Raw genomic sequence first — 13,117 nt, forward strand, 5'->3', positions numbered from 1 at the left:
CAAGAAATTAATATACTAACTGCCGGTCTACTTATCTCTTCGTTGTTTATAAATTTAGTTATCATTTTAAATAAAAGTATTTTATATAATAGTTTAATTATTAAAATTCTATTTTAAGTATCTTCACTTAAGAATCATTCAATAACTTAAACTATATATAATACTTGTTCCTTTCAAATAAGTGCTATATCATATATTCTTTCCACTTATTCGATAAAATTTCAGCAATACCACATAAAGCTATAAATATTATTGAAACTACTATACCTTTTACATCTGCTTTATATGCTATTAATAATGCTGCTGTAGTTATTCCCACATAAACGCTAATACTCGAAATCAACAACCTTTTTACTATTTCAGTTGCATTTAGCTTTATATCAAAAATAACCACTGCTTTTATTAATAGAAGCAGATAGAAACAGCTTGTTATCATAATTCCATAGTTCATACCAGCTACCAGCTTACATATCACTCCTATTAAGAATGTTTGACTTAAAGCTGTAGCAACTAAATAAATTGAACTAGGTTCTCTTTTTATATACTTATCACTAAATAAAAGACCAACAGCTAAAAGTGGAATTGTTATTATATTCTCTGCAGCTATCAAATAAATATCCTTAGTGAAGCTGAGATTTAATATTTCAGGGATTATTATTGATGAAATTTGTAATGCTAATAAATATTTTAGTAAGCTACTACCAATATATATATTTCTTCTTAATATAGTAAGCTTCATTTTTAGTTCTAAAAATTTATGTAAACAGTCTTCTTTTATATACACGTCTGATAATTTCTTCACTAAACTAGAGCACTTATCGCCATAAGATATTCCTAGTTGAGCTGCACTTAATGATGGAAGGTCTGTTAAATTATCTCCAACTACCGCCACGTTATATCCATCATTTATAAACATATTTATTATCCTATTTTTCATTTCATAGGAGATTCTTGAAAATACTTTTACTTTAGAAAGTAAACTTATCATCTCATCATCGCTAATAGAATCTAACTCAACTCCTGATATCACTTCATCCATACTATTAATTAAAGATATATCACTTGCAGTCTTTGCCGCAGCTATTTTATTATCTTCTGTTATAAGCATGGGAGCAATATTGTTCCTCTTTAAAGTATTTATTATATCATCACTTTCATCAACCACTGGATTAAGAAATGCCATTATTCCTACAAAAACTAAATTACTTTCAATATTTTCGTCTGGTGTCGGCTGATATCCAAAGCTTCGATAGGCAAATCCCATTGTTATAAGACCATCATTAGAAAAGTTATAATCACAGTTCTTTATATTTTCTATATCTTCTTCCGTTATTTCCTTTTCTACGCCTTCTTTCATGATATGAGTACATCTGCTTAAAACTTCATCTAAGGCGCCTCTTAAATTAGCTCTATAATTTCTTTCTACTTTATTTAAAGTTGTTACCATTCTTCTTTCTAAATCAAATGGAATCTCAAAAATCCTTCTTTGCTTAGTCATAAGCATTCCCTTATAAATACCTCTATTAGCTCCAATTCTAAGAAGGGCAATCTCTGTTATATCACCTTTTCCAGTATCATCGTTAACGTTATATATAGCATTGTTTGTCAGCAAGCCTATATTTATCATTCTTTGAAGGTTTATATCATTGTTATCACCTTCATCTTCGTTATAAACTTTTTCATCTGTATACATTTTCTTTACGATCATCTTATTAATAGATATCGCTCCTATTTTTTCTAGAAAAATTATATCTATTTTCTTTTGATCACTTAAAACTGAGAGGTTTATCACTTCAATTCCATCTTGTTTTAGATATTTTTTATATAAATATATGAAAAGTATTACTATAACTACATATCCTAAGGTTTGAACAGAATATACTTCGGAAACTACTAAGTTTACATCTGCACTCTTTCCAGAAACTGCATTAATAAGCAAAGCAATAGCTCCAGCAATTAATGTTGAATAAATTGTAATTGAGTTAAGCTTTTGTTCCAATTCTATGCCTAAGGTATTTTTTCTTATTCCAGAGCTGTTTAGTAAGGCCATATTTTTCCCTAGTTGAGAAGTGGCTCCTGTAGCTACCACTATACCTAATCCATCGCCATGAACAACTGTACTTCCTTTAAATACTATATTTTTCATCTCAGATAAAGAGTTAACCGCACCCTCTATCATAGTTTCATACTTTTCACTTATAAAATCTTCTCCAGTGATATTTTTCTCATTAACTTTTAATTCTTCACTTTCTATTACTCTTATATCTGCTGGTACTAATTGATTCTTTTTAAGAACTACAATATCCCCAACCACTAATTCTTCAGATTTTATATCTCCTCTTACGCCATTTCTTAAAACACGAGTAGATGTATAATCTAATCCATTTAATACATTTAGTTCTTTCCTGCTTTTTAAAACTTCATAATATCTTATTGCCATTGTTGCTAAGGCTAATAAAATTATCACACCTGCTTGTAGAAAGAAATGAAAAAAGATAAAAATTGCTGTTGTAGCCAGCATTATAAAAAACCATGGTTTAAGCAGCAACTTTAGAAGTATAGTTCTTGAAGTTTGCTCTACTGATATAGGCATTATGTTCGTTCCATTTAATTCTCTTCTCTTATTTACCTCATCACTACTTAATCCTTTATTTAAATCACTTTCTAATTTATCAATCACCTTACTCCAAGGAATGTTATACCATCTCTCCACAATTTTTGCTCCTGTCACATTTATTTGCTAGTTAATTTTCGTTTAATAGACTGTAACACTTTATTACATATATGTAATAATAGTAAATAAACTATCAAAAAATCATTTTATATAAGCATTATAACAGAGATAGTATTTCTAGTGAACAAACTTATTTTTTCTTAAATTCATCACTAAGACTTCGTTTTAGGATTAAATATTAGTCCCATTATATAACCAAAGAAGATTGCAGCAGTTATTCCGCCAGCTGTTCCTTTTATTCCTCCAGTAAAAGCACCTATTATTCCTTTTTCTTTTACTTCTTTAATTGCAGCTTTGGATAGTGAGTTTCCAAAGCCTGGTAAAGGTACAGTAGCACCTGCTCCTCCTATGTCTATAAGTTTATCATATATATTAAATGCTCCAAGTATAGCTCCAATAGTAACAAATGCAACCAATATTCTTGCTGGCGTAAGTTTTGTCTTATCCATTAATATCTGAGCTATTACACACATAGCTCCTCCAATTACAAATGCATATACATATTCACTCATTGGTATATATCCTCCTAATCACTGTCACAAGATAGCTTATCGTCATACTCAATAGCTACTGCATGAGCTATTCCTGGAATTGACTCTCCCTGAAGAGAGGTTGTAGTACTCATAAGAGCACCAGTTGAAACCAATAACAATCTCTTTATTTCCCCTTTTAGCATCTTTTTATAAAAGTATCCACAGGTCACTACTGCAGAACACCCACATCCACTAGCTCCTGAGTTAGTTTTTTGTCTCTCATTATCATATATAACAGATCCACAATCCACATAAACATCTCTTATATCATAACCATATTCTAATAGCAACTTGCTTGTTATTTCTTTACCAACAAGACCTAAATCACCAGTAGCAATTATGTCATAGTCTTCTGGAGTTCGACCAGTATCTTGGAAATGTCTATAAATTGTATCAACTGCTGCTGGTGCCATAGCTGCTCCCATATTTGAAGCATCTCTTATTCCGTAATCCTTAACTAATCCAGTAGTCACGTATGTCACTGCTGGTTTGTTGCCGCTGTGGGATAATAACATAGCACCAGCACCTGTTACAGTCCATTGTGCTACCTCTGATCTCTGCGAACCATATTCAAGCGGAAACCTAAATTGTCGTTCTGCCGCACTAAAATGTGAAGAGGTAGCTGCAATTACATTTTCTGCATATCCACCATCCATAATTAGTGATGCAAGTCCAATAGATTCAGCCATTGTTGAGCAAGCTCCGTACAACCCTACAAAAGGGATATTTATGTCTCTTGCTGCAAAACTTGATGAAGCTAATTGATTAAGTAAATCTCCTGCAAATAAATAGTCAATGTCTTCTTCATTTAATCCTGCTTTTTCTATAGTTTCTTTTATAGCAGTGTACATCATCGATGTCTCAGCTTTTTCAAAAGTTTCCTTACCATTGGTATCATCACTAAGTATTATGTCAAAATAATCTTTTAATGGTCCATCTCCTTCTTTAGGTCCAACAATGCTTGTAGTACAAATTATCTTAGGTGGATTATCCAGTTTTACTGTCTGCTTTCCTACCTTCTTATGTGCATTTTTCATAACTATCCCTCACTTTTTATGGCTTAAATCATTAGATTATACAGATTTTATTTTTAATAAAACAAATCAATTATATAATAGACTATTCCTACTATTACAGAGGTCCCAATGCCATACACCAATACTGGACCAGCTATAGTAAACATTTTTGCTGCAAGCCCAAAAATAAAACCTTCCTTTTTAAATTCAATAGCTGGAGATACTATAGAATTTGCAAATCCTGTTATAGGAACTACAGTACCTGCTCCTGCAAATGCTGCTATCTTGTCATATATCCCTACACCAGTTAACAATGCTCCTATAAACACCATTATTATAGCAACCCATGTAGCCGTATCGTCTTTTGCCACACCCCAGGATGTAAGAGTGTTAGAAAAAAATTCACCAATATCGCAAATAATACCGCCGACTATAAAAGCATTGATACAATTCCTAAGTAGTTTAGGCTTAGGCTCAGATTCCTTTGACAGCTGATCAAACCTTTTCTTTATTTTCTCTTCTTTTGCTTCCATATGCTCCCTTCTTCCTTTTTAAACTTTTTTAACTTTGGATACATATTTATATCAACTAGAACCTTGTATGATTTAATTATTGTTATGCCAACTTAAAAACCAAATTTCAATTATTATGGTTATATTTTGTGGAATTATAGAATATTTATAAGCACCAAAATTTAGTTTCTAAAAAATGCAAAATAAAGACCGCTAATTTTCATTATCGATCTTTACTATTATAATTAGTTATACGTATTAAGTTTTCTTATCATTAATAAAGTATCAAAGTTATTATTTAAATTAAATGGTTAAGCAAGCTTATTAAAACATCGGATGATTAATCATTTAATTTCATTACAGTACTTTGAAAGCTTTTAAACAAAAAAAACGGTGGTTATCCATCCGTTTTTTAAAATTCAGATAATTTTTTCCGCATTTGCTGAAGTACTTTCTTTTCTATCCTAGAAACTTGTACTTGGCTAATCCCAAGCATCTTTGCTACCTGTATCTGGGTTTTATCTTTAAAATATCTAAGAAGTATTATCTGTCTTGATTTTGGCTCTAAACTTTTTAATGCTTCCTTTAAAGCTAACCTGTCTACCATTTCTGCATCTTCTTCACCATTTTCAGCTATCTTATCGATTAATAGCACTGGTGAACCATCATCTTGGTGTATTGTATCATACAGGTATTGCATACTATTAGCGGATTCTAAAGCAAACACAATTTCTTCCTTGTCTATCCCTGAATACTCTGCTAACTCTTCAATAGTAGGCTCTCTGTCCAACTTTTTTGAAAGCTCTTCTCTACTGAAGTGAAGTTTTCTTGCTAAGGTTTTTGTATTTCTAGATACTTTTATAAAACCATCATCTCTTAAAAATCTTTTTATTTCTCCCATAATCATCGGTACAGCATATGTTGAGAATTTTACATTGAAGGAATCATCAAAATTATTGATAGCCTTTACAAGCCCTATAGATCCTATCTGAAATATGTCTTCATAATCATAGCCCCTATTAAGAAATTTTCTGCTAATAGATGAAACTAAAGGCATATTAATCTCAATAAGTCTATTCATTGCTTCTGTACTGCCCTTTTTTGCCTGCCTTATAAGTTCTGTATTGTCATTATAATTGAACTCTTCTCTTTTAAAATTATTATACTCCATAGATTATCACCTAACCTACAGAATTGAATTTCTTTTTCATTACTATCTTAGTTCCCTTTACTCCATTACTAAACACCTCTAAAGAGTCCATGAAAGTCTCCATAACAGTAAATCCCATACCAGATCTTTCTAAGTCAGGTCTAGAAGTATACAGTGGTTGCATTGCTACATTTAAGTCTTTAATTCCAGTTCCAGCATCTTCAATTATAATAGTAGCTTCACTACCCTCCAATATGGTTTCTATACTAACTATCCCATCTTCTTTCTCTTCATAGCCATGAATTATTGAATTGGTTACAGCTTCTGATACAGCAGTTTTGACATCACTTAATTCTTCTATTGTTGGGTCAAGTTGAGATATAAAAGCAGCTACAGCAACTCTTGCAAAACCCTCATTTTGAGATTTACTTAAAAATTCTATCTTCATTTTATTTCCTTCCACGCTAATTCCCCCTTGTTAAATGCATTTAATAGCATCGTTTATGCTTTCGTAAGAATTAATAATTTTGAACATACCCGATAATTCAAATACTCTCTTTACATTTTTATTTGCTGCCACTACACTTACTTTACCATTTCTCATTGAAAGTCTCTTATATCTTCCTATAACCATTCCTATTCCTGAACTATCCATAAAAGTTACTCTTGAAAAATCAAAGACAAGACTTTTCACTCCATCCCTATCAATTCTATCATCAACTTTCACTCTTATTTCCTCTGCACTATGGTGGTCTAATTCACCTGTCAGTGCCACAATCAAATTATCTTCAACTTTTTTAAAATTTAAATCCATAAATATTACTCTAAAATAGAGTAATTCACCTCCTTAGCTATTTTGCCAATTTAGTTTCCTTCTTTTTCCATAATTCTATCATAAAAATTTGTACTAAGTCAAACATATTTATCATATATTTCTATTTTATGGTATTTTTTAGTATAAATGTAATTATAGATACTACCAGTAACGATCATAAAAAATTAAGTAATACATAGTTTTCATATCTGTGTTAAAGTAAAAAGAGAGGCAATTCACCTCTCTTTTCACTTAATTACAAGTTCTTATTTAATTTTATTATACAAGGCTATTTCACTTTTTATTGAACTCAAAATATCTTCTAAAGTACATGTCTCATCAGCCATAAGAATTTGAATTGCATCATTTATATCGTTGATGGCATAAAGGTGGAATTCCCCATTTTCTATAGATCTTTCTACTTCATTATTCAGTATAATATCATTTACGTTAGATGATGGAATAATTACTCCTTTACCAAAAACTGTATCAATACTTTTACATACCTTATAAAATCCTTCTATCTTCTCATTAACTCCACCTATAGGCTGTACTTCTCCAAATTGGTTTAAGGAGCCTGTGACAGCTATATTTTGCTTTATAGGGATTTTACTTATAGCGGAAATCATGCAGACCAGCTCAGCAATAGATGCACTGTCGCCTTCAAGCATGCCATAAGTCTGTTCAAAGCTCACATGAAAATCAACAGGAATTCTAGAATAAGGATCTATAAGAGTATTTAATAGACCTTTTAAGATATCGATAGATTTTGCATGTATATTACCACTTAAATTGCTTTCCCTATGCACATCTACGATTCTTCCTACACCTTTATAACATATACAGGTTATTCTAGTAGGCTTACCAAAACTATAATAGCCTGTATCTAAAACCGATAAACCATTTATACTTCCAACTACCTTTGACTTTACATCAATTAACATCTTTCTTTCTTTAAACATTTCAATTATATCTTTTTCTATCAACTGTTCATTATAAGCTACTGCAATTATTTCTTTACGTCCTATTAATCTTTTATCAATTTTCTTTGCCACGTTATTTGCTAGTATAAGTATTCTTCCTATCTCTTCATCATCGATAAATATCTTGTGCTTATCTTGAGCTTTTCTTGATAGAAATTTTCCTATTTCATTAATTGCTTCGCTACTTATACTTAACAAATTGTTTTTCGTTTTAATTTCATCTATCATAGTGGCCAATGAATTTTTCACTTCTTCATTTATGAGCACATAAGGATTATACTCTGCTTTTATTTTGAAAAGGTTCTTAAAATCTTCATCATAAGTGTATAAAGTATCATATGTCTCACTATCCCCTATTATTATAATCTTCAAATTTATATCAATTGGTATTGGCTTCATACCATTTAGAGCTAAGAACTCCAAATAACCTCTATTATAATCATAGCTTACTTTATTACTCATAAGAGTTTTTCTCAAATAATAATAGCTTCCGGCGTTATTTAGAAGCGAACTTGCTCTAATTATCAAACACCCTTCATTAGCATTTAATAATGAACCTGCTGTGATAAGTGATACATCTGTTGAATATACTCCATTATGATTTTCATAATCAATGCTTCCGATCAAGTTGTTTACACTTGGATCCTCTTCAAATATAACTTTAGGATATTTTACATCCTTATTATCAACTAGAAGATTGATATTATTTCTATTTACTATTTCATCTATCTTTTCCATATCATCTTCATAGTTCATAGAATAATTTTCAATAGTTTCTTCTTCTATTAAACTGCAGACATTATTTAAATATTCTAAAGCTTCCTTTTCTTCTATAAACTCTTTAAATATATCTTCCTTAATATCTTTTGATTCTTCATCCAAATAACTTTTAAATATTCTCTTTATTTTATCTATTGAGTTTAATTCAATATCCTTTAACTGCTCCAAGACATCTTCTGCTCCAGTTTTAAGTTTACTTGCCTTTGTTACAATCTGTTCTTTTGAATTTTGTTCTAACCCATCATACTCTTTTTCAGTCATGGCTTCACCCTCTTTTAGAGGTATAAATGCAAATCCATTGGTAGTGGCTTTTACATCAAACCCTTCATTCTTAGCCATTTGAACAAGATCTTCAATATAATCAGTTCTCTTTCTCTGTATTTCCTCTATTATTGTTTCTTTTTCTTTATTTGATGATGAGTTATAAAAATTAAATATTTTCTCCAGATAAAAGCTTTTGATTGCTTCTAATCTGTCTTTGAATTTCTTTCCCTTACCATTAGCAATAAACAATGGAGTAGGATATCTAGGATCCTCTAGTGTTACATAACAAATATCCTTTGGACATGACCTACTACTAAGACTATCTTCAATAAAACTAATTATATTTTCAAGTTTTTCTTTAGAAAATAAGTCTATAAGATAAACGTTAAATCCCTCTTTCTCTATGTGTAAAGCAGTTTCAATATTCTTATAGACCTCAGTATATTCTGGTATAAACTTTTTATCCTCTGTTCTAGATAATCGATTAAAATCTACATTATAAACGACCTCTTGTGGAGTTAACTCTCTCTTCATAACGTCCCACTCAAAAATTGCAAAAGTTAATCTTTCCCCAATTTATTAGAGCAGTTCCCTCCTCTATAAAGTAATTTACTATATTAATATTCTATTTTTTTAATTTTAGGTATAAAATTTTTCAATATATTTCATCAAGTTTCATCAAAATACGAAAAAGGTATAGACCATTACACATAATCTATACCTTTTAATCAATTTTATATTTAATTATAGAATTCATTTATATTCTACACAGTAGATAAAATCCTTTTAATCCTCTGATTACAATTAATCAGAATTTTAAAACTAGCTTTAGTTTTAAAGTTATCCATATATATGTGTATATCTTAATAAGTAGAGTCAGATTTCTTGCCTTCACATATTTCTATAGAAGCTGATGCACCAATTCTTGTAGCACCATTTTCAATCATTTTTAAAGCACCTTCTTGACTTCTAACTCCACCAGAAGCTTTAACGCCTAAGTCTGGACCAACAGTTTCTCTCATTAACTTAATATCAGCTTCGGTTGCTCCACCAGTTGAGAAACCTGTTGAAGTTTTAACAAAATCTGCTCCTGCTTCCTTAGAAAGTTTGCAAGCAATTACTTTCTCATCATCAGTCAATAAACAAGATTCTATTATAACTTTTGTAAGCGCTTTCCCTCTAGCAGCATCTACAACTGCTTTTATATCTTCTTTTACATACTCATAATCTTTATCTTTTAATTTTCCTATATTTATAACCATATCTACTTCGTTTGCACCTTTAAGTATTGCATCACTTGTTTCAAAGGCTTTAACCTCTTTAGTATTGGCTCCCAAAGGGAATCCGATTACAGTACAAACCTTTACTTCACTTCCGTTTAATAACTTTGCTGCCAATTCTACATTGGAAGGGTTTACACATACTGATGCAAAGTTATATTCAAGTGCTTCCTTACAAAGTTTTTCTACACCAGCTTTTGTAGCCTCTGGTTTAAGTAAAGTATGATCGATCATTCTAGCTAATTGTTCTTTATTCATTTCTTCCTCCTATTTATTAAAAGTTTTAATAAATTTTTATATTTCATAGTTTTTATATAGTTTCAGCTTCAACAATTATTTTATTTCTTCTTAAATATATAATATTGAAGTAAGTATCGAAACACATATTCATTATAATCTTATATATATTTTTAGTCTACATCTTTATAGATGTATCACTTTGTAATAAAATTTGGCGATGTTGAAGCACCGTGTTGAAATTAAGTGTTTATCAATTCGATGCTTTAATGGACTTACGAAAAGAATTAATTTCAACAATATGCTTAAACATAGCCTAAAATTTAAATGTTAATCTATTTACTTACGAACTTTAATTCTTTCAGATGAGCAGATTATAGTTAATATACTTACTATGCAAAGTACTCCTTCAGCTAAAATGAAGATCAAATTCATTTTCTCATATAATATAGTAGAAATACCTATTATCATACTTATTATTATAAAGATTTTATATGTACTTCTCATCTTAAATATTACGAAGATAAGCAGAATGAGTTTTAGAATATACAGTGTACTTAACACTATAGTTTGACTTTCAGTTGGTATCATTCCTGCCAAAACTGGCACACTCAGCTGTTTATAGAAGTAAACCCCACTCATAAAAAAACATTCTAAAAAGAGAATAGTTAAGAAAACTACTCTATAATTCTTTAAGCTATTTTTCATCATTACTCCCTGTTAAAGTGGTACACCTTATGTATACCACTTCTTAATTAATTTATACTTTCTAAGTTATATAGAGAGATAATCCATCTCTTAGTTTGCTCTAGATATTATAGCCTGCTGCTGACTCACTAAACTGTAATTTATTATAAGAGCCATTATTGAATTTAAATAATTAGTTTTAAGCTGCTTCTTACTAAGTATAACCATAAACATAGAAATCATCAATCTAAAGCCTCTATCCATAAAAAATTGATAATCAGGAAGTCCATTCAAGTATTTTTCCACACTATAAACTTCTCTCATGAAACCATCAGCATCGTTTATAACCGTAGATGCAACACCAATAACCCCTACATATTGAGGCTGTATACTTCCAACATTATTCTTTACTAGTTTACATATATCAATAGTCTTTTCTAAATTATTATTCCATTGATCTGGATTTGTACATAATATTGTTGCTAAAGTTTGAGAACCATTATTAGTAGTAAAATCATAATCAGTTATCTTATCATAGGCTTTGTTAGTTATGTCCATATATGTACGACTACTCAACCCTTGAGTCACCAAAATCGCACATATAATATAGTCATCTGAAGAAGTTACATTGTGATATTCTTCTTTCATCAATAAAAAGATTTCTCTCATTCTTTCTGATACCGTATACATCTCTTCATCCTTAAAATTTTCCGTCAAAATCCATATACCTATGGATAAATATGGGCTTTCAACAAAACCATTATCTTTTAAATGTTCTTCCCACTTTTGTATTCTTATAAATCTTTGCTGCCACTCTTCTTCAAGTGATAACAATATTGAAATGACATATAAATTATTTCCCCTAAAAGTAGAAAACCAGCTTGTACTATCTTTTATAAATTTTCTTATAGCTCTAATTTTCTCATAATTTAACTCTTTAGCTGAGCTCGTAAGTATCAGTGCTGCAAAATGATTTAACAAATCTCCATCATACCTCAATTTATTTTTACTTTTTATATAATTATTTATCATTAAATCCACATTCTTTTTAAGTATACTATCCATAGCTTTACCTCTTTCTAAGTCCTGCTTATCCTTTTAAAGGTTATTAAATATCATATACTAATTGTATTATTTATTCTCCATAATATCAATTAATAAATTGTAACAATGTTGTTAATTATATTTATGATTATTAGTTAAGTTTTTGCTTATAATAAAGTATAAGGTTGATTTTCTACTTTGCTATTTTATTAACATCAATTGTATGCTATAATACTAGTTGTTTATTATGTTTTATAGGTTTTAACGCTTAAACTTAACTGTAGACATATGTGCTCTTTATTTAATAAATTTCTAATTCTTATAATTATTTTATTGAAAAATATAATTGGCATTATGTGAAATTAATTATTTTTTTGTAAACTAGCTAAATTATAAATATTAATTGAAACGTACATATGCTTTTTATATAGGTCCTACTTATCAAGATTAGTGTGTGAATACTGTTTTTTATCTATATATTAACCACAATTCTTGATATATGATAATTTAAAAATGAATTAGATTTAGAATAAAAGATTTTCTGGCCTTAGTTAATTGTTTAAGTTAAACTACTAAAATGGACTTATAATATTTGAATATGAAAAGGAGTTTTAACTATGGGTTTTAAGGAAAAACTATCGAAATATTATACTGACTCATACATAAAAAAGTATGGTGATAGAATGGCTCAATTTCAAGGAACAGTTATATCAGCTAAGGTTGAAGAAAAAACTATTCTTTGGATATTTCATACAATAGCAGCTACCCTAATAATAAGACCAGAGAGAAGTAAGGCAGTTATTAAATGTTCTTACAAAAAGAATAGATGGTTTAAAAAGCCAGAATTTATAGCAATTAATCAAGGTCATAATGTTATGATCCAAGGTTTAAAGAGTGATAAAAAATCAAAATCATCCGGTGATGTAATTCAGATAATGAACGTTATAAACTTCACTACTAAGAAGGATTTATTCCCAGTAGATCATTCACAAATAAAGAAAGCTAAACAACAGCAAGTTACTAGAACAAAATAAAAGAATTGCGAACCTTCGCAATTCTTTTTCATTTTGGCTAATATTACTT

The 13,117-nt window shown here is 29.7% G+C and carries 12 protein-coding genes; 1 reads left to right on the top strand and 11 read right to left on the bottom strand.

The genetic code is table 11. The features are described from left to right. Nucleotides 1-184: 184 nt before the first annotated feature. The 11 genes from J3477_RS07170 to J3477_RS07220 form a co-directional block, all read right to left on the bottom strand. Nucleotides 185-2,713, bottom strand: coding sequence for a P-type ATPase actuator domain-containing protein (locus tag J3477_RS07170; protein WP_206869016.1), 2,529 nt, complete (start codon nucleotides 2,711-2,713; stop codon nucleotides 185-187). 173 nt (nucleotides 2,714-2,886) lie between these two features. Continuing rightward, nucleotides 2,887-3,246, bottom strand: coding sequence for a stage V sporulation protein AE (gene spoVAE / locus J3477_RS07175; protein WP_206869017.1), 360 nt, complete (start codon nucleotides 3,244-3,246; stop codon nucleotides 2,887-2,889). Between the two features lie 14 nt (nucleotides 3,247-3,260). Further along, nucleotides 3,261-4,304: a stage V sporulation protein AD gene (gene spoVAD, locus J3477_RS07180; protein ID WP_206869018.1), complete on the bottom strand. Its 1,044-nt coding sequence runs from the start codon at nucleotides 4,302-4,304 to the stop codon at nucleotides 3,261-3,263. Nucleotides 4,305-4,357: 53 nt separating this feature from the next. Continuing rightward, complete coding sequence (gene spoVAC / locus J3477_RS07185) at nucleotides 4,358-4,816, bottom strand: stage V sporulation protein AC (protein ID WP_200272511.1); 459 nt, start codon at nucleotides 4,814-4,816, stop codon at nucleotides 4,358-4,360. 391 nt (nucleotides 4,817-5,207) lie between these two features. Then, entirely contained in the window at nucleotides 5,208-5,966 is a 759-nt protein-coding gene (gene sigF, locus J3477_RS07190) for an RNA polymerase sporulation sigma factor SigF (protein WP_206869019.1), read from the bottom strand. A gap of 10 nt (nucleotides 5,967-5,976) precedes the next feature. Then, nucleotides 5,977-6,408 (bottom strand): anti-sigma F factor, encoded by a 432-nt coding sequence (spoIIAB, locus tag J3477_RS07195; protein WP_284691982.1) that lies wholly within the window; start codon nucleotides 6,406-6,408, stop codon nucleotides 5,977-5,979. 15 nt (nucleotides 6,409-6,423) lie between these two features. Then, nucleotides 6,424-6,759 carry an anti-sigma F factor antagonist gene (gene spoIIAA, locus J3477_RS07200; protein ID WP_206869020.1) on the bottom strand — a complete coding sequence of 112 codons (336 nt, stop codon included), beginning with the start codon at nucleotides 6,757-6,759 and terminating at the stop codon, nucleotides 6,424-6,426. Nucleotides 6,760-7,025: 266 nt separating this feature from the next. Then, nucleotides 7,026-9,320: an AAA family ATPase gene (locus J3477_RS07205; protein WP_206869021.1), complete on the bottom strand. Its 2,295-nt coding sequence runs from the start codon at nucleotides 9,318-9,320 to the stop codon at nucleotides 7,026-7,028. A gap of 329 nt (nucleotides 9,321-9,649) precedes the next feature. Then, nucleotides 9,650-10,324 (bottom strand): deoxyribose-phosphate aldolase, encoded by a 675-nt coding sequence (deoC, locus tag J3477_RS07210; RefSeq protein WP_206869022.1) that lies wholly within the window; start codon nucleotides 10,322-10,324, stop codon nucleotides 9,650-9,652. A 318-nt stretch (nucleotides 10,325-10,642) separates the two neighbouring features. Further along, nucleotides 10,643-11,011, bottom strand: a complete 369-nt coding sequence (locus tag J3477_RS07215) for a hypothetical protein (protein ID WP_206869023.1) — start codon at nucleotides 11,009-11,011, stop codon at nucleotides 10,643-10,645. 90 nt (nucleotides 11,012-11,101) lie between these two features. After that, a complete protein-coding gene (locus J3477_RS07220) occupies nucleotides 11,102-12,055 on the bottom strand; it encodes a DUF4003 family protein (protein ID WP_206869024.1) in 954 nt (317 codons plus the stop codon). A 596-nt stretch (nucleotides 12,056-12,651) separates the two neighbouring features. On the opposite strand from J3477_RS07220, the gene J3477_RS07225 reads away from it, so the two are divergent. Beyond that, complete coding sequence (locus J3477_RS07225) at nucleotides 12,652-13,068, top strand: hypothetical protein (protein WP_206869026.1); 417 nt, start codon at nucleotides 12,652-12,654, stop codon at nucleotides 13,066-13,068. Nucleotides 13,069-13,117 lie beyond the last annotated feature (49 nt).

The organism is Clostridium zeae, assembly GCF_017312485.1.
Taxonomy (GTDB): Bacteria; Bacillota; Clostridia; order Clostridiales; family Clostridiaceae; genus Clostridium_AR; species Clostridium_AR zeae.

What these genes read in the sequence shown, in the direction of transcription:
- spoVAE (WP_206869017.1), bottom strand. Translation starts at nt 3,246, where the DNA reads ATGAGTGAATATGTATATGCATTTGTAATTGGAGGAGCTATGTGTGTA.
- spoVAD (WP_206869018.1), bottom strand. Translation starts at nt 4,304, where the DNA reads ATGAAAAATGCACATAAGAAGGTAGGAAAGCAGACAGTAAAACTGGAT.
- spoVAC (WP_200272511.1), bottom strand. Translation starts at nt 4,816, where the DNA reads ATGGAAGCAAAAGAAGAGAAAATAAAGAAAAGGTTTGATCAGCTGTCA.
- sigF (WP_206869019.1), bottom strand. Translation starts at nt 5,966, where the DNA reads ATGGAGTATAATAATTTTAAAAGAGAAGAGTTCAATTATAATGACAAT.
- spoIIAA (WP_206869020.1), bottom strand. Translation starts at nt 6,759, where the DNA reads ATGGATTTAAATTTTAAAAAAGTTGAAGATAATTTGATTGTGGCACTG.
- J3477_RS07205 (WP_206869021.1), bottom strand. Translation starts at nt 9,320, where the DNA reads ATGAAGAGAGAGTTAACTCCACAAGAGGTCGTTTATAATGTAGATTTT.
- deoC (WP_206869022.1), bottom strand. Translation starts at nt 10,324, where the DNA reads ATGAATAAAGAACAATTAGCTAGAATGATCGATCATACTTTACTTAAA.
- J3477_RS07215 (WP_206869023.1), bottom strand. Translation starts at nt 11,011, where the DNA reads ATGAAAAATAGCTTAAAGAATTATAGAGTAGTTTTCTTAACTATTCTC.
- J3477_RS07220 (WP_206869024.1), bottom strand. Translation starts at nt 12,055, where the DNA reads ATGGATAGTATACTTAAAAAGAATGTGGATTTAATGATAAATAATTAT.
- J3477_RS07225 (WP_206869026.1), top strand. Translation starts at nt 12,652, where the DNA reads ATGGGTTTTAAGGAAAAACTATCGAAATATTATACTGACTCATACATA.